Origin of the sequence: Stenotrophomonas mexicanensis, assembly GCF_032911605.1 — a bacterium.
GTDB classification, from domain to species: Bacteria; Pseudomonadota; Gammaproteobacteria; order Xanthomonadales; family Xanthomonadaceae; genus Stenotrophomonas; species Stenotrophomonas maltophilia_A.
In genome coordinates, this window is record NZ_JAWJTG010000004.1 from 95430 (window position 1) to 113302 (window position 17873).

The 17873-nt window shown below is 67.6% G+C and carries 16 protein-coding genes; 11 read left to right on the plus strand and 5 right to left on the minus strand.

Annotated elements, in window-relative coordinates:
- Nucleotides 1-135: 135 nt before the first annotated feature.
- Nucleotides 136-2406, plus strand: coding sequence for a TonB-dependent receptor (locus tag R1L06_RS03695; protein ID WP_032129261.1), 2271 nt, complete (start codon nucleotides 136-138; stop codon nucleotides 2404-2406).
- A 112-nt stretch (nucleotides 2407-2518) separates the two neighbouring features.
- On the opposite strand, the gene R1L06_RS03700 is transcribed toward R1L06_RS03695, so the two are convergent.
- A complete protein-coding gene (locus R1L06_RS03700; protein ID WP_049399001.1) occupies nucleotides 2519-3358 on the minus strand; it encodes an acid phosphatase in 840 nt (279 codons plus the stop codon).
- Nucleotides 3359-3620: 262 nt separating this feature from the next.
- On the opposite strand from R1L06_RS03700, the gene R1L06_RS03705 reads away from it, so the two are divergent.
- On the plus strand, nucleotides 3621-4499 hold the full coding sequence (locus R1L06_RS03705; protein ID WP_293799242.1) for a hypothetical protein: 879 nt from the start codon (nucleotides 3621-3623) through the stop codon (nucleotides 4497-4499).
- An 11-nt stretch (nucleotides 4500-4510) separates the two neighbouring features.
- Nucleotides 4511-5713 carry a DUF4785 domain-containing protein gene (locus R1L06_RS03710; RefSeq protein WP_317216938.1) on the plus strand — a complete coding sequence of 401 codons (1203 nt, stop codon included), beginning with the start codon at nucleotides 4511-4513 and terminating at the stop codon, nucleotides 5711-5713.
- 143 nt (nucleotides 5714-5856) lie between these two features.
- On the opposite strand, the gene R1L06_RS03715 is transcribed toward R1L06_RS03710, so the two are convergent.
- Entirely contained in the window at nucleotides 5857-6678 is an 822-nt protein-coding gene (locus R1L06_RS03715; protein WP_317216939.1) for an ABC transporter ATP-binding protein, read from the minus strand.
- 151 nt (nucleotides 6679-6829) lie between these two features.
- Between R1L06_RS03715 and R1L06_RS03720 the strand changes: the two genes are divergently transcribed.
- The 4 genes from R1L06_RS03720 (at nucleotide 6830) to R1L06_RS03735 (ending at nucleotide 10903) form a co-directional block, all read left to right on the plus strand.
- Nucleotides 6830-8032, plus strand: a complete 1203-nt coding sequence (locus R1L06_RS03720; protein ID WP_182266985.1) for a DesA family fatty acid desaturase — start codon at nucleotides 6830-6832, stop codon at nucleotides 8030-8032.
- Entirely contained in the window at nucleotides 8029-8361 is a 333-nt protein-coding gene (locus tag R1L06_RS03725; protein WP_317216940.1) for an EF-hand domain-containing protein, read from the plus strand. Before R1L06_RS03720 ends, R1L06_RS03725 begins: the two co-directional genes overlap by 4 nt.
- A gap of 19 nt (nucleotides 8362-8380) precedes the next feature.
- A complete protein-coding gene (mutM, locus tag R1L06_RS03730; RefSeq protein ID WP_049422377.1) occupies nucleotides 8381-9193 on the plus strand; it encodes a bifunctional DNA-formamidopyrimidine glycosylase/DNA-(apurinic or apyrimidinic site) lyase in 813 nt (270 codons plus the stop codon).
- Nucleotides 9194-9298: 105 nt separating this feature from the next.
- A complete protein-coding gene (locus R1L06_RS03735; RefSeq protein WP_317216941.1) occupies nucleotides 9299-10903 on the plus strand; it encodes an OpgD/OpgG family glucan biosynthesis protein in 1605 nt (534 codons plus the stop codon).
- Between the two features lie 42 nt (nucleotides 10904-10945).
- On the opposite strand, the gene R1L06_RS03740 is transcribed toward R1L06_RS03735, so the two are convergent.
- Nucleotides 10946-11650: an SEL1-like repeat protein gene (locus R1L06_RS03740; protein WP_032128680.1), complete on the minus strand. Its 705-nt coding sequence runs from the start codon at nucleotides 11648-11650 to the stop codon at nucleotides 10946-10948.
- Nucleotides 11651-11745: 95 nt separating this feature from the next.
- The gene (locus tag R1L06_RS03745) at nucleotides 11746-12366 is read right to left on the minus strand and encodes a thymidine kinase (protein WP_008264720.1); all 621 of its coding nucleotides are present in this window, start codon (nucleotides 12364-12366) and stop codon (nucleotides 11746-11748) included.
- 101 nt (nucleotides 12367-12467) lie between these two features.
- On the opposite strand from R1L06_RS03745, the gene R1L06_RS03750 reads away from it, so the two are divergent.
- Both R1L06_RS03750 and R1L06_RS03755 read left to right on the plus strand, forming a co-directional pair.
- Entirely contained in the window at nucleotides 12468-14444 is a 1977-nt protein-coding gene (locus R1L06_RS03750) for a UvrD-helicase domain-containing protein (RefSeq protein WP_032128682.1), read from the plus strand.
- A 262-nt stretch (nucleotides 14445-14706) separates the two neighbouring features.
- Nucleotides 14707-15234: a GNAT family N-acetyltransferase gene (locus R1L06_RS03755; RefSeq protein WP_317216942.1), complete on the plus strand. Its 528-nt coding sequence runs from the start codon at nucleotides 14707-14709 to the stop codon at nucleotides 15232-15234.
- Nucleotides 15235-15260: 26 nt separating this feature from the next.
- On the opposite strand, the gene R1L06_RS03760 is transcribed toward R1L06_RS03755, so the two are convergent.
- Nucleotides 15261-15911: a YceH family protein gene (locus R1L06_RS03760; protein WP_032128686.1), complete on the minus strand. Its 651-nt coding sequence runs from the start codon at nucleotides 15909-15911 to the stop codon at nucleotides 15261-15263.
- Between the two features lie 101 nt (nucleotides 15912-16012).
- On the opposite strand from R1L06_RS03760, the gene R1L06_RS03765 reads away from it, so the two are divergent.
- Both R1L06_RS03765 and pyrF read left to right on the plus strand, forming a co-directional pair.
- The gene (locus R1L06_RS03765) at nucleotides 16013-16936 is read left to right on the plus strand and encodes a 5'-nucleotidase, lipoprotein e(P4) family (protein WP_032128687.1); all 924 of its coding nucleotides are present in this window, start codon (nucleotides 16013-16015) and stop codon (nucleotides 16934-16936) included.
- Nucleotides 16933-17658: an orotidine-5'-phosphate decarboxylase gene (pyrF, locus tag R1L06_RS03770; RefSeq protein WP_317216943.1), complete on the plus strand. Its 726-nt coding sequence runs from the start codon at nucleotides 16933-16935 to the stop codon at nucleotides 17656-17658. Before R1L06_RS03765 ends, pyrF begins: the two co-directional genes overlap by 4 nt.
- Nucleotides 17659-17873 lie beyond the last annotated feature (215 nt).

Consider the following 17873-nt stretch of genomic DNA (forward strand, 5'->3'; position numbering starts at 1 on the left):
AACCCCGAGTCTAGCGAGGGCGCGGGGGCCGGGGCGACGCGGCCATGAACGGCAGGCATTTGCGGGGCAGGTGCTGTATTGCAACAATTATCTGGTAGCGCCGTTTTACCACCCCTCCAAACACAGCCTACCGCCATGTCTCCGACCCGCACTTCCCGTGGCCGCCTTCCGGTCGCGCGCCCCCTCGTTGCCGCTCTTTCCGCCCTGTTGCCGCTGGTAGCAGCCGCCCAGGAAACTCCCGCTGCCAAGGATCCGGTTGCCCTTGATGCCCTGCAGGTGACCGCGCAGCGCCGCGTCGAGAACGCCAAGGACGTGCCGGTCGCGATCAGCGCGATCCAGGGCGAGAAGCTCGATGTGCTGGGTTCGGCGGGCGATGACATCCGCTTCCTGGCCGCGCGCGTGCCCAGCCTCAACATCGAGTCGTCCTACGGCCGTGCCTTCCCGCGCTTCTACATCCGTGGCCTGGGCAACACCGACTTCGACCTCAATGCGTCGCAGCCGGTGTCGCTGGTGTACGACGACGTGGTGCAGGAAAGCCCGCTGCTGAAGGGCTTCCCGCTGTTCGACCTGGCCAATGTGGAAGTGCTGCGCGGCCCGCAGGGCACGCTGTTCGGTCGCAATACCCCGGCCGGCGTGGTCAAGTTCGACTCGGCGCGCCCGTCGCAGGATGCTGACGGCTACGTGCGCGTGGGCTATGGCAGCTACAACAGCTGGAACGTGCAGGGCGCCTATGGCGGCCCGCTGACCGACCGCTGGTCGGCTCGCGTCTCGGCCATCTACCAGCGCCGTGACGACTGGGTCGACAACACCCGTGCCGGCGCGCCCAACAGCGGTTTCGAAGGTTATGACGAAGCCGCCGGCCGCGTGCAGTTCCTGTACGAAGGCGACGACTTCGAAGCACTGTTCAACCTGCACAAGCGCAAGCTCAACGGCACCGCCCGCCTGTTCCGTGCCAACATCATCCAGAAGGGTGGCAACGGCCTGGTCGAGAACTTCGATCGCGACAAGGTGGCCAACGATGGCGTCAACTTCTCCGACCTGGAGACCTGGGGCGGCAGCGCGCGCCTGCAGTGGAACCTCGGTTCGGTGACCCTGCACTCGATCACCGGTTATGAAACCGCCGAATCCCTCAATCGTGGTGACATCGACGGTGGCTACGGCGACGCATCGCTGGGCGCTGGCAACTATGGGCCGGGCTTCATCCCGTTCTCGTCGGAGTCGGCCGACGGCCTGCCGCACCATCGCCAGTGGACGCAGGAGTTCCGCGTCGAATCCAACGAATGGGGTCGCTTCGACTGGCAGGCCGGCGTCTTCTATTTCGACGAAGACGTGACCATCAACAACTTCAACTACAACTCGTTGAAGCCGGGCAACCCGCAGACCGGCCACGTGGTGCAGAACCAGCGCAACAAGGCCTGGGCGGTATTTGCCTCGGGTGACTTCGATGTCACCGACCGCTTCAAGCTGCGTGCCGGCGTGCGCTACACCCAGGACAAGAAGGACTTCAACGCCAGCGTGCTGCAGGCCGTGCCGTTCGGCACCCCGGTCAGTGGCCCGTACCTGGCCAACACCGACGTCAACGACGTCAGCTGGGATGTCAGCGGCGTGTACAAGCTGACCGACAACGTGAATGCCTACGCCCGCGTGGCCAAGGGCTTCCGTGCGCCGTCGATCCAGGGCCGCCTGGCCTTCGCGCCGGGCCTGTCGCAGGCCGATTCGGAGAAGGTGATCTCGTACGAAGCCGGCATCAAGGCCGACCTGTTCGAGCGCCGCGCGCGCCTGGGCCTGAGCGTGTTCCGCTACAACGTTGACGGCCAGCAGTTGATCGCGGTGGGCGGCACCAACAACACCGCCACCCTGCTCAACGCTGACAAGACCATCGGCCAGGGCGTGGAGCTGGACCTGGAAGCCTATCTGGCTGACAACGTGCTGCTGACCTTCGGCAGCAGCTACAACGACACCGAGATCAAGGACAAGGATCTGGCGGTAGCGATCTGCGGCGGTGGCTGCACCATCAACGACCCGACCACCGTCATCAACGGTGGCACCTATGCGCTGGTGAACGGCAACCCGCTGCCGCAGGCGCCGAAGTGGATCCACAACGCGACCCTGCGCGTGGGCTTCCCGCTCAGCGATGGCAGCGAGCTGTATGCCTACACCGACTGGGCCTACCGCAGCGCGGTGAACTTCTTCATCTACGAGTCGCCGGAATTCCGCGGCCGTAGTTCGCTGGAAGGCGGCCTGCGCCTGGGCTACAACTGGGATTACGGCCAGTACGACGTGGCCGTGTTCGGCCGCAACCTGACCAACCAGACCCGCGTGGTCGGCGCGATCGACTTCAACAACCTGACCGGCTTCCTCAACGAGCCGCGTACCTGGGGCGTGGAGTTCACCGCGAAGTTCTGATGCGGTGGCTGCGTTGATGCAATGAAGAAGGGCCGGCGCAATGCCGGCCCTTCTGCTTTACACCCATCGGTAGTGCCGGCCGCTGGCCGGCAACAATTGAACCGCCAGGCGCTTACAGCGCGCTCTGCGGGCGCACCTTCAGCACCGCTTCCTCGGCCGCGCAGTCGCGGCTGGAATGCAGGCCGGCCTTGCGCGCGGCAGCGATCTCCTTGCGTGCGGCCAGCAGGTCCTTGTTGAACGCGGCGTTGTCATGCAGGCGGGCCACGGCGGCGGCGCCCATGAAGCGGCCTTCGAGGATGTCGCTCTGCCAGTGCACGTTGCACACCAGGCGGCTCTCGCCGTAGTTGCGGCCGCGGGCCTGGATGGCATCGGCGCGGTCCGGCGCGATCTCGGACAGGATCAGTGCCCAGGCCCAGCCGATCGAGGTGTGGCCGGACGGATACGAGCCGTTCTTGCGCAGGCCTTCTTCGTCCTTCGGCGAGCAGGTCGGTTCACCATTGACCATGAACGGGCGCGGGCGCTGGTAGTGGTTCTTGGCGGCCTTGGTGGCGGCGCTGGCGTCGATCCGGCTGCGCTCCAGCAGGCGGTACAGCGCCGGGGTCTTCACCGCATCGACGTCGATGTCGGCGGCGCAGGAGAAGTGGTTGGCGCCTTCTGGGAAGCCGAGTTCCGCATCGACACCGGCCTGGGCGAAGCGCGGGCTGCCACGCAGCGCGCGGGCTTCACGGCTGACCTGTTCGTCGAGGGCAAGGGCGGCCGAACCGGCCACCGGCGGTGCTGGCACCAGGTCGAGGCTGGCCGGTACCGCGCTCTTGTCCAGATAGCCCACCGCCTTGGTGGTGATGTTGGCTTCGACGGCGGTCGGCTTGGCAGCGGTGGCGGCACAACCGGCCAGGGCCGCGATGACGGCAAGGCCGAGTAGCGGGCGGGCAGGGTGGGAAATCAGCGACATGGACAGGCTCCGGAGGAAAAACATCGCGCCATGATCGCAGCCCGTATACGACACCGCAGTGGCCATCGGTCATACGGCCAGACCCGGCATGGTCATCCCGGCGATATGAAAAGCGTCATCGAGTGACGTCAGTCTCCTGAATCCGGGCGCAGCGCACGGACTTTCACGCGGCCTCGCCGCGAGCATCGGCACAACGGCAAGCACCAGGGGCCGTCCAGTTCCAGCCGGGTCGGGGGGATCCGTTGACAGAGGGAGAGAAGCGATGCGCAGCACCGCAACAGGAAGTACCGTCCTGGCCCTGCTCCTCGGGCTGGCAACCGCGCCGGCACAGGCGGCCGACGTGGTCGGTGTGGCCTTCGTGCATGGCACCGGCGCACAGACCAACGCCACCCAGGACTACTGGCAGCCGGCGATCATCGACACCGTGCGCCAGGGCCTGCCGAACAGCAGCAACTACGTGGTCATCAACTGCGACTTCACCCAGTACATGTGGAAGCCGGAAGCGGCCGGCTGCCTGGCCAATCAGCTGACCGGCTTCATCGACAGCCGTGGCATCACCCAGCTGGTGGTGATCACCCACTCCAACGGCGGCAACGTGATGCGCTGGATCCTGTCCAACCCGACCTATGACAGCCGCTATCCGAAGATCATCCGCACGGTGCGCAAGGTCAACGCGCTGGCACCGTCTTCGGCCGGCACGCCGTTGGCCGATGCGGTGCTCAACGGCAACACCTTTGAAACCTCGCTGGGCTGGCTGCTGGGCTACAAGAACGACGCCGTGCGCCAGCAGCAGGTGGCGAGCATGGCCACCTACAACGCGCAGAACCTGTACGGCACCGCTGGTCGCCCGGCGCTGCCCAAACCGTTCCGTGCGGTGGTGGGCAGCGATGTGGAATCGGCGGTGTGGGACAGCAACAGTTACTGCGGTGGCTATGCCGCCAACGTCGGCCTGGAGTTCACCCAGAACTGGCTGTCGTCCTGCTCCGATGGCTTCCTGGAGTGCAGCAGCCAGAAGGCCGCCGGCACCACCTGGTTCACCGACAAGGCGCTTACCCAGGGTGCAGAACCGCTCAGCCACAACCAGAGCCGCCGCGAGTGCTTCGGCCTCGGCACCCTGCTGCGCAACGACCTGACCCAGTGAGGGAGACGACCATGACGATTCAATCCACCCTGCTGGTCGGCGCCACCCTGGCAGTGCTGTCCCTTTCCGTAGCGCAGGCCGCGCAGCCGCTGCAGGCCGCCCGTGCGGGCGATCAGGTGCCTACCGCCCTGGTAGCCGCGCCGCTTCCCGCCGATGAGAGCGAACACGCGCCACTGGCCTTTGCCTGGGCGCTGGACCCCGCACAACCGCTGCAGGCGGCCACGCCGTATGCCTCGGTCAGCCGCAGCTACTGGCAGCAGGTTGATGGCACGCAGCTGCAACGCGGCCTGGACCTGCCACTGACGGCGCCGGATGCGGTGATCCAGCTGAGCCCGGCCGACGGTGCCCGCGCGCTGCCGGCCAACACGCTACAGGTGCGCGACCCGGCCGGCCGCAGCAGCGTGGCGCACAGTGTCGATGCGCGCGCGTTGCAGGACGCCGGCATGCCGGTGAGCGATGGCAGCAGCATGCTGCGTACCGGCGCGACCAGTGCCGTCGGTGCCTACACGCTGCAGAGCGCGCAGGCCCAGGGCCGCTACGTGGTACAGGTGCTGGAGCCGAACAGCCCGCTGCGGCTGGAAGTGCAGGCCAACCAGGCGCAGGTGCTGGCCGGTGGCAACGTGCAGCTGCAGGCACGCCTGCTGGAAGACGGTGCCACCACCGCGCAGCTGGCATCGCGTCGTGGCGGCCTGGGCGGTGAAGCCCTGCTGGTCGCGCCGGATGGCCGCAGCTGGCCGCAGCGCCTGCTGCGCACTACCGATGGCAGCCTGCGCGCGCAGGTGCGCATCCCGGCCGATGTCGGTACTGCACAGGGGCTGTGGGAATTGCAGGTGTTCGCCCAGGCCGACGGTGTGCTGCGCGATGGCAAGGTCGCCTTCGCGGTGGCGCGGCCGACCGCGCGCTTCAGCGGCCAGGCGGCACCGGATCCGTCCAGCCGCCAGGTGGCACTGCCATTGCAGGTGGCCGCCGCAGGCCGCTATGAGGCACGGGGCACGCTGTATGCCACCGCCCGCGATGGTCAGTTGAAGCCGGTCGCGCAGGCACATGCGGCCGCGTGGTTCGATGGCCCGGGCGCAGGCCAGCTGGTGCTGCCGTTCGACCAGGCCGCATTGCCGGTCGGGTTCGGTGCGCCGTACGAGCTGCGCGACCTGCAGCTGCAGGACCAGAGCCGGATGGCACCGATCGAGTCGCGCGCACTGGCGTTGCGGTTCTGAGCAAAGCGGTGGCGGGGCGGAACATCCGGCCCGCTGCCCCGCCTTCTGTAGAGCCGAGCCATGCTCGGCTGCTTCTGCTCGCGGCGAACGGCGGTCGAGCATGGCTCGACTCTACAGACGGTTACGGAGAGCGATGCATCTGTCTATCCCGCGTACGCGGTCAGTCGGCCTTCCTGTTCGACCACCGTGATCGCGCCGCCGAACACCGCCGACAGCGGTTCATTGCGCAGCAGCTCGGCGCGGGTGCCATCGGCCAGTACGCGGCCGTCGCGCAGCAGCACCACCCGCTCGATCTCGGGAATGATCTCTTCGATGTGGTGGGTCACCAGCACCAGGGTGATGCCCTGCTGCGCCAATACCCGCATGGTCGCCACCAGCTGTTCGCGGGCGACCAGATCCAAGCCGGTGGAGGGCTCATCCAGCAGCAGTGCCTGCGGCCGGTTGACCAGCGCGCGGGCGATCAGCACGCGGCGGGTCTCGCCGGCCGACAGCTCGGCGTAGGCGCGCTCACGCAGCGACAGCGCGCCGGTCATCGCCAGTGTCTCGCCGACGCGTGCACGCATGTCGGCGGTCACCTCGCGGAAGGCCGGCACCACGTAACTGGCGAAGAAGCCGGACAGCACCGCCTGTTCCACGGTCAGCCCGGGCATGTCGGCCAGGTTGCTGCTGAGATCGCCGGTGACGATGCCCAGCTGCGAGCGCAGCCGGTCCACCTGCCAGCGGTTCTGGCCCAGCACCTTCACCGCCACCGCGCCGTCGCCCTGGGCCAGCGGGTACAGCTCGCGGGTGATCAGCTTGATGAAGGTGGACTTGCCGCAGCCGTTGGGGCCGAGCAGGGCGGTGTGCTGGCCCTGTGCGATGCGCAGGTTGAGCCCGTGCAGCACCTTCACCTGGCCGCGTACCACGGTGGCGCGGTCCAGTTCGATCAAGGGGGGCTGCTCCGCCAGGGGCGGGGCGGCGGTCATGGCGCTGGCGCGTGGATCAAGGCTCGACAACTCAGGTCCCCAACTGTGAACGGTGCCTCGGATGGCGATGCAGAGCATCGCCGCAGGGATGCAGTTTGCAACGCAAGCGCCCATGATGTCTGCCATCCCCGCGTCGACCCGGAGAGCCGTCATGCCAGATGCCCTGATGTCCCTGTTGACCGGTGGTGTGCTCGGCCTGGGCTGGTGGGCCATGCTGGCGGTGCTGCTGGTCTTCACTCAGATCACCATCTTCTCGGTGACCCTGTACCTGCACCGCAGCCAGGCCCATCGCGGCGTCGATTTCCACCCGGCGCTGGCCCATGTGTTCCGCTTCTGGCTGTGGCTGACCACCTCGATGATCACCCGCGAGTGGGTGGCCATCCACCGCAAGCACCACGCCAAGGTGGAGACCGAGGACGACCCGCACAGCCCGGTCACCCGTGGCATCGGCAAGGTGTTCTGGCACGGCGTGGAGCTGTACCGCGAAGCGCGTGGCATGCGCGCGGACATCGAGCAGTACGGGCGCGGCACCCCGGATGATGCGATCGAGCGCCGCCTGTATACCCCGCATGCCACGTTGGGGCCGGTGCTGCTGTTCGCGATCAATACCGTGTTGTTTGGCCTGCCGGGCGTGGCCCTGTGGGCGATCCAGATGGCATGGATCCCGTTCTGGGCCGCGGGCGTGGTCAATGGCCTGGGGCACTGGTGGGGCTACCGCAACTACGAGTCCGCCGACACCTCCACCAATCTCACGCCGTGGGGGTTCTGGATCGGTGGCGAGGAGCTGCACAACAACCATCATGCCTTCCCCAGTTCGGCGCGCTTCGCGATGCGGCGCTGGGAGTTCGATATCGGCTGGAGTGCGATCCGCCTGCTGCAGGCGCTGCGCCTGGCCAGGGTGCTGCGGGTGGCGCCGGCCATGGATGTGCGCCCGAACATCGCCGTGCCCGATGCCGAAACCCTGAAGGCGCTGCTGTCGCACCGCTTCCAGGCGATGACCGATTACCAGCGCAATGTGTTCATGCCGGCCCTGCGCGAGGAAGCCGTGCAGGCCGGGGCCAAGCTGCGCCGCCTGCTGCCACGCCGGCTGCGCCGTGGCCTGGTCAACGATGGCCGCTGGCTGAAGCCGGACAGTCGTGCCCAGCTCAGCGAATGGGTGGCACAGCGCCCGCGCATCCGCACCCTGGTCGAGTACCGCGCGCGGCTGGCGGCGCTGCTCGAGGCCCGCGGCCACGATGCCGCCGAGCGCCTGCATCAGTTGCAGGCGTGGTGCCGTGAGGCCGAGGAAAGCGGGATCGCCGCGCTGCAGGCCTATGCCGCACGGTTGAAGGGCTACAGCCTGGTGGGCGCGTGAGGGCTGGGTATGGGCTTGCGTTGACGATGCTGCTGCCGGGCGCGGCGCTGGCCCAGGTCACCGACACCACCAGCTACCTGCAGCGGATGGACAACGATGGCGACGGCCGGGTGAGTGAATCCGAATACGTGCAGTGGATGCTGTATGCCTTCGACCGCATGGACCGCAATGGCGATGGCGTGCTGAGCGCAGACGAGCTGCCCGGCGGCAAGGGCAGGGCGATCAGCCGCGAGCAGCAGCGGCAGGTGATCGTGCAGCGTTTCCACAAGCAGGATGCCAACGGTGATGGCGTCCTGGATGCCCGTGAACTGGCGGCACCGCCACGCTGAGCGGGCGTAGAATCGGTTCATGCCTGAACTGCCCGAAGTCGAAACCACCCGCCGCGGCCTGGCGCCGCACCTGCAGGGCCGCCGCGTGCATGGCGTGATCCTGCGCCGCGCCGACCTGCGCTGGCCGATTCCGCCGGAAGTGGCCGAGCTGCTGCCGGGGCAGCGCATCGAGGAGATCCGCCGTCGCGCCAAGTACCTGCTGCTGGATACCGCCATCGGCAGCGCGGTGCTGCACCTGGGCATGTCCGGCAGCCTGCGTGTGCTGCCCGGTGATACGCCGGTACGCGCCCACGACCACGTCGACATCAGCCTGGACAACGGCCGCCTGCTGCGCTTCAACGACCCGCGCCGCTTCGGCAGCCTGCTCTGGCAGCCCGCCGGTGAGATCCATCCGCTGCTGCAGGGGCTGGGCCCGGAGCCGCTGGACGACGCGTTCGACGGCGACTACCTGTTCGCCCGCAGCCGTGGCCGCAGCGCGCCGGTGAAGACCTTCCTGATGGACCAGGCGGTGGTGGTGGGCGTGGGCAACATCTACGCCGCCGAGAGCCTGTTCAAGGCCGGCATCAGTCCACTGCGCGAGGCCGGCAAGATCTCGCGCGGGCGCTATCAGCGGCTGGCCGACGCGGTGAAGGAAATCCTCGGCTACGCCATCACCCGTGGCGGCACCACGCTGCGCGATTTCATCAGCCCTGACGGCGCACCGGGCTACTTCGAACAGGAACTGCTGGTGTACGGCCGCGATGGGCTGCCCTGCCCGAACTGTGGCCGCGCGCTGAAGCACGCCACCATCGGCCAGCGCGCCAGCGTCTGGTGCAGCCACTGCCAGCGCTGAGGCGGGCGGCCAGCGGCAGCTGAACGGGCAGGGTACGTCTCCGCTGCCCGTTAACGTTTGTCTGCCTATGATGGCCGACCTTCCCTCTGTGCCTGACGCGCCTGCATGCAACGACGCGACTTCATCCGCAATGCCTCCCTCGCCCTGGCTGCATTCGGCCTGCCGTCCCTGCCCGCGTGCGCGGCCAGCAAGAGCGGCCAGATGGGCCTGCGCCGCCTCGGCCAGCCGCAGCCGTTCGACTTCGCCACCCTGAAGGGCCAGGCGCGCGCGCTGGCACAGGCACCCTACAAGAGCCACAAGCGGGTGCTGCCGGGCCGCCTGGAAGGCCTGGACTGGGACCAGTACCAGTCGATCGGCTACCGCCAGGACCATGCGCTGTGGGCTGACCAGCCGGGCAAGTTCCAGGCCAAGTTCTTCCACCTGGGCCTGTACTTCCACTCGCCGGTGCGCATGTTCGACGTGGTCGACGGCAAGGCGCAGGAGCTGGCCTATGACGGCGCGGCGTTCAACTACGGCAAGAGCGGCATCAAGGACGGCGAGCTGCCGGCCGATCTGGGCTTCGCCGGCTTCCGCCTGAACACCCGCAAGGACACCGACCGCGACTTCGCCGCCTTCCTCGGCGCCAGCTACTTCCGCGCGGTCGGCAAGGAAGGCCAGTACGGCCAGTCCGCGCGCGGCCTGGCGATCGACACCGGCATGGGCAAGCCGGAGGAATTCCCGGACTTCATCGCCTACTACCTGGAGCAGCCGTCGGCCGATTCGGAGACGATCGTGGTCTACGGCCTGCTGGATTCGCCCAGCGTGGCCGGTGCCTACCGCTTCGCCATCACCAATGGTGATGTGCTGCTGATGGACATCGACAGCGCGCTGTACCCGCGCAAGGCGATCGAGCGGCTGGGCATCGCCCCGTGCACCAGCATGTACCAGGTGGGCGAGAACGACCGCCGCATGGCATGGGACTGGCGCCCGGAGATCCACGACACCGACGGCCTGTCGCTGTGGACCGGTGCCGGCGAATGGATCTGGCGACCGCTGCTGAATCCGCGCAACCTGCGCTTCAACATGTTCGTCGACCGCAACCCGCGTGGTTTCGGCCTGCTGCAGCGCGACCGCAACTTCGACCACTACCAGGACGACGGCGTGTTCTACGAGAAGCGCCCCTGCCTGTGGGTGGAGCCGAAGGGCGAATGGGGCGAGGGCTCGGTGCAGCTGGTGGAGATTCCCACCGTGGACGAGACCTTCGACAACATCGTGGCGTTCTGGAACCCGAAGGAAAAGCCGCAGCCGGGCCAGGAGCTGCTGGTCGGCTACCGCCTGTACTGGGGCGCCGAGCCGCCGGCACGGCCGCCGCTGGCGCACTGCGTGGCCAGCCGCACCGGCCTGGGCGGCGTGATCGGCAAGAAGCGCGAGTATTTCAGCTGGCGCTTCGCGGTGGACTTCGAAGGCGGCGAACTGGCCAGGCTGATCGACAAGGGTGAGGTCGAGGCCGTGGTGGAAGCCAGCCGTGGCCGGGTCGAGATCGTGTCGGCGCGCCCGCTGCGCGAGATCAACGGCTACCGCGCGATGTTCGACCTGGTGCCGCCGGAAGGCAGCACCGAGCAGATCGACATCCGCCTGTTCCTGCGCAGTGGCGGCAAGACCCTCACCGAGACCTGGCTGTACCAGTACACCCCGCCGCCGGCAGGTGCGCCGGAGCGCACGCTGTACTGAATGGATGCGGCCCGGTGCCGGCTACATGCCGGCACCGTTGTTTCAAGGCTTGCTGTCGGTGGCGTGCGACTGGGTCGGCACACCCACTTCCACCGTGCCCCGGCGGATCTTCATCCAGGTTTCGTCCTGCCAGCGTTCGTACTGCTTCGGGTCCCAGTACTTCGGGTCGTAGAGGCGATCGGCCTTGATGGTGCGGGAGATTCCGCCGTCCATGTACACGATGTCGACGTTGTTGGACATCGAGCCGACGCGGCTGCCGGTCATCTCGCGGCGCCCCTTTCTGAGCACTTCGGCCATGCGTGGGCGCGCGACTTCGTCACCATACTCGGCGCGCAGCGCGCTTGCCTGCGCGCGCGCCGCATCATGCTGCTCCAGCGGCAGCGTGGCCCAGTACTCGTTGCGCAGCTCGACGAACAACGGATAGCCACGTTCGGCCGCCACCTCCATCCAGGCATAGGCCATGACCGGATTGCGCGGCTGCTCTACCCCGTACCAGTACATCTCGCCGAGGTAGCCCTGGGCAGGCTTGTCCGCATACCGCGCGGCCAGCCGGAAGTTGTCCATCGCGCCGTTGACATCGTTGCGACGCAGCGCGTTGACGCCCCATTGCCGGTACATCATGTCCGGGTGGCTGTCCATGAAACCGGCGCCGATCACCGCCGCATCGTCTTCACCTGACGGGCGCTCGGCCGCGGTGGCCAGCAGGGGCAGCAACAGCAGCGGCAGCAGCAGGAGGGCAGAGCGCATGTCGGACGTCCAGTTCGGCAGCAGGGGAGCCGCAGCCTAGGCGCGACAGCGCGTGCTTGTAAACCGCTGGAGGTCATGGCGCACCGGCGCGCCTGCTACAGCGGCAGCGGCGCCTGCGCCGGATCGATCCGCCCTTCGCCGCGGGTGATCTTCTTGAACTCGGCGCGGCTGACCGACACGTAGCGGTCGTTGCCGCCGATCTCCACCTGCGGGCCGTCCTGCACCGCGTGCCCATGCTCGTCCACACGCACCGTCATCGTCGCCTTCTTGCCGCTGTGGCAGATGGTCTTGATCTCCTGCATCTCGTCGGCCCAGGCCAGCAGGTACTGGCTGCCTTCGAACAGCTCGCCGCGGAAGTCGGTGCGCAGGCCGTAGCACAGCACCGGAATGCGCAGCTGGTCGACCACTTCGCTGAGCTGCCAGACCTGGGCGCGGGTCAGGAACTGCGCCTCGTCCACCAGCACGCAGCCCATCGGGCCGTTGGCTGCCAGATCCTGCTCGACCCAGCGCTGCAGGTCGGTATCGCGGTCGAAGGCCATGCCGTCCGCACGCAGGCCGATCCGCGAGGCGACCACGCCGGCGCCGGCACGATCGTCCAGGCGCGGGGTCAGGATCGCCACCCGCATGCCGCGCTCGCGGTAGTTGTGGGCGCTCTGCAGCAGGGTGGTGGTCTTGCCGGCGTTCATCGCCGAATAGTAGAAGTAGAGCTTGGCCATCGACGGATTGTACGCCGCAGCCCCGCTTCGCCGAAGCCGTTCAGCAACCCCACCGGCGGCCCGCTGTGGTCGTCACCCGGCCCCGCTACAATCCCCATCCCATGCACGGTCTCAATCCCCCCCAAGCCGCCGCCGTCCTGCACATCGAAGGTCCATTGCTGGTGCTCGCCGGCGCGGGCAGCGGCAAGACGCGTGTGATCGTGGAAAAGATCGCCCACCTGATCGGTTGCGGCCGCTATCCGGCGCGCCGCATCGCGGCGATCACCTTCACCAACAAGTCGGCCAAGGAAATGCGCGAGCGCGTGGCCAAGCGCCTGCGCGAGCAGGACGCCGACGAGGTGACCATCTGCACCTTCCATGCGCTGGGCCTGAAGTTCCTGCAGATCGAGCACGCGGCCGTTGGCCTGAAGCGCGGCTTCTCGATCTTCGATGCCGACGATGCCGCTGCGCAGATCAAGGACCTGATGTACGGGGCCAAGCCTGATGACATCGAGGACATGAAGAACCTGGTGTCGCGCGCGAAGAACGCCGGCCTGTCGCCCGAACAGGCGATGGCCGCCGCGCGCAGCAATCGCGAGAAGGAAGCGGCCAGCGTCTACGAGCGCTACCAGCTGCGCCTGACCGCGTTCAATGCGGTCGACTTCGATGACCTGATCCGTCTGCCGGTGCAGATCCTGGAAGAAAATCCGGAGATCGCGCTGGCCTGGCGCGAGCGCATCGGCTACCTGCTGGTGGACGAATGCCAGGACACCAACGACGCGCAGTACCGGCTGCTCAAGCAGCTGGCCGGTGACAAGGGCAACTTCACCTGCGTGGGTGACGATGACCAGTCGATCTATGCCTGGCGCGGCGCCAATCCGGAAAACCTGCAGCAGATGGGGCGCGACTATCCCAAGCTGGAGATCATCAAGCTGGAGCAGAACTACCGCTGTTCCAACCGTGTGCTGCGCGCGGCCAATGCGCTGATCGCCAACAACCCGCACGAGCACCTGAAGAAGCTGTGGAGTGACCAGGCCGACGGCGAACGCATCCGCGTGTGGGAATGCCGCAACAGCGAACATGAGGCGGAAAAGGTTGCCGCCGAGATCGCCTTCGTGGCGCAGTCGCGCAATGTGCCGTGGAGTGATTTCTGCATCCTGTTCCGCGGCAACTTCCAGTCGCGTCCGCTGGAAAAGGCGATGCAGCTGCTGCGCATTCCCTACCACCTGACCGGCGGCACCATGTTCCTGGAACGCCAGGAAGTGAAGGACACGCTGGCCTGGCTGCGCCTGCTGGTGAACCCGGACGACGACACCGCGTTCATGCGTGCGGTGCAGTCACCCAAGCGCGACGTCGGTGCCGGCACGCTGGCCAAGCTGGCCGAGCTGGCGCAGGAGAAGGACATGCCGATGGCGCAGGCTGCCGAGGCGATCGGTGCCCTGCAGCAACTGCCCCCGCGCGCGGCCAACAGCCTGGCGCGCTTCACCGACATCCTGCGTGACCTGCGTGCACAGACCCGGCAGGTCACTTCCGGCGACATGATCCGCAAGGTCGCCAAGGAATCCGGCCTGCTCAGCGAACTGCGCCAGCAGGCCAAGGAAGAGGCAAGTTACCAGCGCCGTGCCAACAACATCGAGGAACTGGCGCAGTGGTTCGAGGGGGGCCCGCGCGGTGCCACTGCCGCCGACCTGGCCGGCCAGCTGGCGCTGCTGTCGCGCAGCGACAAGGACGAGGGCGGCAACCAGGTGCGCATGATGACCATGCACGCCTCCAAGGGCCTGGAATTCCCGTACGTGTTCATCGTCGGCTGCGAGGATGGCGTGCTGCCGCACCAGGTCAGCCTGGACGAGGGCAACCTGCAGGAAGAGCGGCGCCTGCTGTACGTGGGCATCACCCGCGCCAAGATCCAGTTGTGGATGAGTTACAGCAAGCTGACCCGCAAGTTCGGTGAGCACGTGCGGTTGAAGCCGAGCCGGTTCTTCGAGGAGATTCCGGCGGAGGAGATCCAGCGCGATGGTGCTGATCCGGTGGCCGATGCGGTGCGCAAGAAGGAACGGGCGAGTGCGGGGTTGGCGGCGATCGAGGCGCTGTTCGATTGACCGGCGAACGGCGCAGCCCCTCGTGGCTGCCGCCGTTCGCAGCGCATTCGTGGTGGGCCGGGCGGGTGGCCTGGTCGGGACACGCCGTAAACCCGTCCATGGGGGCTCGGCCGCGGCATCCATGCCGCGGACGGTCCCGCCCAGCCCACCCGCCCGGCCTCTGACAGGTTCCGTGCGCGCCAGCCACGGAAAAGAAAAAAGAAAATCAAAAGCAACAGCCGGGGGTTGAGGCAGAATCGGGGTTTCGGCTGGAGGTCTGCGCGTGCATCCAATTGAAAGTGAACGCCTGCGCCTGCGTGCGATTGAACCTGATCGCGATGCGGCGCCGATGCTGGCGCTGTTGAATGATCCGGGCTTCGTGCGCTTCATTGGTGACCGCAATGTGCGCAGTGAAGAACAGGCGCGTGAGTACATCGCGCTGCGGGTGCTGCACAGCTATGCGTTGAATGGGTTCGGCATGTATGCCATCGAGCGGTTGTCCGATGGGGCGTGGCTGGGCAATGCCGGGCTGGTGCGCCGCGATGGCCTGCCGGGGCCGGACATCGGCTACGCGGTGCTGTCTGAATTCGCCGGGCAGGGTTATGCCGGTGAGGCTGCGCGGGCGGTGTTCGCGCATGCGCGCGCTGAGCTGGGCCTGCAGGATCTGTACGGCATCACCGATCTGGACAACGTGGTGTCCGGGAAGATCCTGCTGGGCCTGGGCATGCAGGAGCGCGGGGTGATCCAGTTGCCGGGCATCGAAACGCCCAGCCGGCTGTACGCCACCTTGGATGCGGCTGACGTCGGGTAGTGCCGACCAACGGTCGGCACCCACCATCAGCCGCGCAGTTCGGCCAGCTGCGCCTGCAGCTCGGCCACGGCCGCTTCCAGCTGGGCCACGCGCTCGGCCAGGCCCGGATCGGCCGCGTCGCTGCCACCGCCGCTGCTGGCGTATTTGGCCGCAAGCGCCGCGCCGTCCACTTCACCGCACAGCAGGTGCATGTAGCGGTCTTCGCGCTGGCCGCTGGCGCGCGGCAGTACTACCAGCAGCGCGCGCTGCTGCAGGCGCTCGATGGCGTGGCGGGCTTCGTCGGCGTCGGCGAAGCGGTGCAGTCGCTCGCTGCGCGTGACCAGTTCGCCCAGGGTCTGCGGCCCACGCAGCAGCAGCATCGCCAGCAGAACGGTCTGCTGCCGGGTCAGGTCCAGCGCGGCCTGCAGGCGGTGCTCGTAACGGTCTGCACGGGAGGAGAAGTGCTGGCGGGCCAGGCCCAGCGTTTCCAGCTGGCGCAGCGCGTGCTGCACGCTGCCGGCATCGACGTTCATCACCGGCTCGCGCGCGGTCTTCTGGTTGGCGGCCGATTGGGCGGCGTTGACCGTCAGCGGATAGGTGTCCGGGGTGGTTGCCTCCTTTTCCACCAGGCAGCCCAGCAGGCGGGCCTGCACGGCGTCGAGCAGGGGGACGTCGGGGGTCTGGGTGGAATCGGTCATGGCGGCCTCCGGAAGGGCAACGGGTCAACCGCCAAGCATAGCCGTCCCGGGACCGCCTTTGCCGGTAAAATGCGCCGGTATATCTGATTGCCGGTGAATCCATGCGTCGTCCCGTTTCCCTGTCCCTGACCCTGCTCGCCACCGCGGCGCTGGGCCTGTCCGCCTGCAAGCGCGTGGATGCGCCTGCCGCCGAAGCCGCTGCACCGGAGGCCCCGGCCGCCGCTGCCAAGGCCGACGGCGCGCTCGATGCCACTGCCAACGACAATCTCAATGCGGTGCTGTGGATGCAGCGCGCGCAGGAGTACAAGGCGATCACCGAGCAGACCTACCGTGCCGCCGCCGACCACCTGGATGCCGCGCTGAAGGAAGCCCACTGGGATGCGCTGGTGCCGGAAGAACGCGGCAACGAGGCCAAGGGCCTGAAGCCGGCCGTGGTGCTGGACGTGGATGAGACCGTGCTGGACAACTCGCCCTACCAGGCGCGCCTGGTGCGCGACGGCAAGGAATACGACGAGCTGACCTGGGACCAGTGGGTGGCCGAAAAGAAGGCCAAGGCCATTCCGGGCGTGGTTGATTTCGCCAAGGCCGCCAACGCCAAGGGCGTGACCCTGCTGTACATCTCCAACCGCGCCGTGCACCTGAAGGACGCAACCCTGGCCAACCTGCGCGAGCAGGGCCTGCCGGTGGCCGATGACAGCGTGTTCCTGGGCCTGGGCACCGTGGTCGAAGGCTGCGAGCAGGCCGGCAGCGAGAAGAACTGCCGCCGCCGCCTGGCCGGGCAGAAATACCGCGTGCTGATGCAGTTCGGCGACCAGCTGGGCGATTTCGTCGAAGTGACCGCCAACACCAACGACGGTCGTGACGCGCTTCTGCAGCAGTACCACGACTGGTTCGGCGAGCGCTGGTGGATGCTGCCGAACCCGACCTACGGCGGCTTCGAGCCGGCGCAGTTCAACAACGACTACAGCCAGTCGCGCCAGGCCCGCCACGACGCCAAGCGCGCTGCGCTGGACTACGCACCGTGAGCCGCGCGCCGCTGCCGCTGCGCGATGACGAGCGCCTGATCTTCGCGCTGGACGTGCCTGACCGCGTGCAGGCGCTGGAGTGGGTCGACCGCCTCGGCGACAGCGTGGCGTTCTACAAGATCGGCATGGAACTGCTCGCCTCCGGCGAGTACTTCCAGGTGCTGGACGAGCTGGCCCGCCGCGACAAGCGCGTGTTCGTCGACCTGAAGTTCTTCGACATCCCGGCCACCGCCGCGGCGGTGATCAAGCGCCTGTCGCAGTGGCCGGTCAGCTACGCCACCATCCACGGCTGGCACCCGGCGATGATGGAAGCCTGCGGCGCCGCCAACAGCAGCGACATGCGCCTGCTGGCGGTGACCGTGCTGACCTCGATGGGCCGCCCGGACCTGGCGCAGATGGGCATCGACCGTGAGCCGGTGGACGTGGTGGTCGAGCGCGCGCTGGCCGCGCAGGCGGCCGGCATCGATGGCGTGATCGCCTCGGGCCAGGAAGCCGGCCCGATCCGCGCCGCTACCGGCGCGGGGTTCTCGATCGTCTGCCCGGGCATCCGCCCCGGTGGCCCGGTCGGCGATGACCAGAAGCGTACCGTTGGCGTGGCCCAGGCCTTTGCCGATGGCGCCGATGCCATCGTGGTCGGTCGCCCGATCCGCCTGGCCGCCGATCCGCAGGCTGCGGCCCGGGCCATCCAGCAGGAAATCGCGTCGGCGTTGGCTACGCGCTGAGATTCCGCTGCGCAGTCTGCAGGCCCGAACGCCATCCCGACCCGCGCGGGATGGCGTTTTTGCATCCGCCGAAGGACCGGTTGTGCCCGAATCGCCGCAAAACCTGCCGTAGATTTCATGGCCCCGGCGCAAGGCATCAGGCTAATCAATAAAATCAATGATTTATATGACACTACGTGAAGTGTTGCCTTAACTTGAGCGGCAGCGTAGGATCG

Bases quoted from the DNA above. Each gene is read 5' to 3' on its own strand.
- R1L06_RS03695 (WP_032129261.1), top strand. From the start codon at position 136: ATGTCTCCGACCCGCACTTCCCGTGGCCGCCTTCCGGTCGCGCGCCCC.
- R1L06_RS03700 (WP_049399001.1), bottom strand. From the start codon at position 3,358: ATGTCGCTGATTTCCCACCCTGCCCGCCCGCTACTCGGCCTTGCCGTC.
- R1L06_RS03705 (WP_293799242.1), top strand. From the start codon at position 3,621: ATGCGCAGCACCGCAACAGGAAGTACCGTCCTGGCCCTGCTCCTCGGG.
- R1L06_RS03710 (WP_317216938.1), top strand. From the start codon at position 4,511: ATGACGATTCAATCCACCCTGCTGGTCGGCGCCACCCTGGCAGTGCTG.
- R1L06_RS03715 (WP_317216939.1), bottom strand. From the start codon at position 6,678: ATGACCGCCGCCCCGCCCCTGGCGGAGCAGCCCCCCTTGATCGAACTG.
- R1L06_RS03720 (WP_182266985.1), top strand. From the start codon at position 6,830: ATGCCAGATGCCCTGATGTCCCTGTTGACCGGTGGTGTGCTCGGCCTG.
- mutM (WP_049422377.1), top strand. From the start codon at position 8,381: ATGCCTGAACTGCCCGAAGTCGAAACCACCCGCCGCGGCCTGGCGCCG.
- R1L06_RS03735 (WP_317216941.1), top strand. From the start codon at position 9,299: ATGCAACGACGCGACTTCATCCGCAATGCCTCCCTCGCCCTGGCTGCA.
- R1L06_RS03740 (WP_032128680.1), bottom strand. From the start codon at position 11,650: ATGCGCTCTGCCCTCCTGCTGCTGCCGCTGCTGTTGCTGCCCCTGCTG.
- R1L06_RS03745 (WP_008264720.1), bottom strand. From the start codon at position 12,366: ATGGCCAAGCTCTACTTCTACTATTCGGCGATGAACGCCGGCAAGACC.
- R1L06_RS03750 (WP_032128682.1), top strand. From the start codon at position 12,468: ATGCACGGTCTCAATCCCCCCCAAGCCGCCGCCGTCCTGCACATCGAA.
- R1L06_RS03760 (WP_032128686.1), bottom strand. From the start codon at position 15,911: ATGACCGATTCCACCCAGACCCCCGACGTCCCCCTGCTCGACGCCGTG.
- R1L06_RS03765 (WP_032128687.1), top strand. From the start codon at position 16,013: ATGCGTCGTCCCGTTTCCCTGTCCCTGACCCTGCTCGCCACCGCGGCG.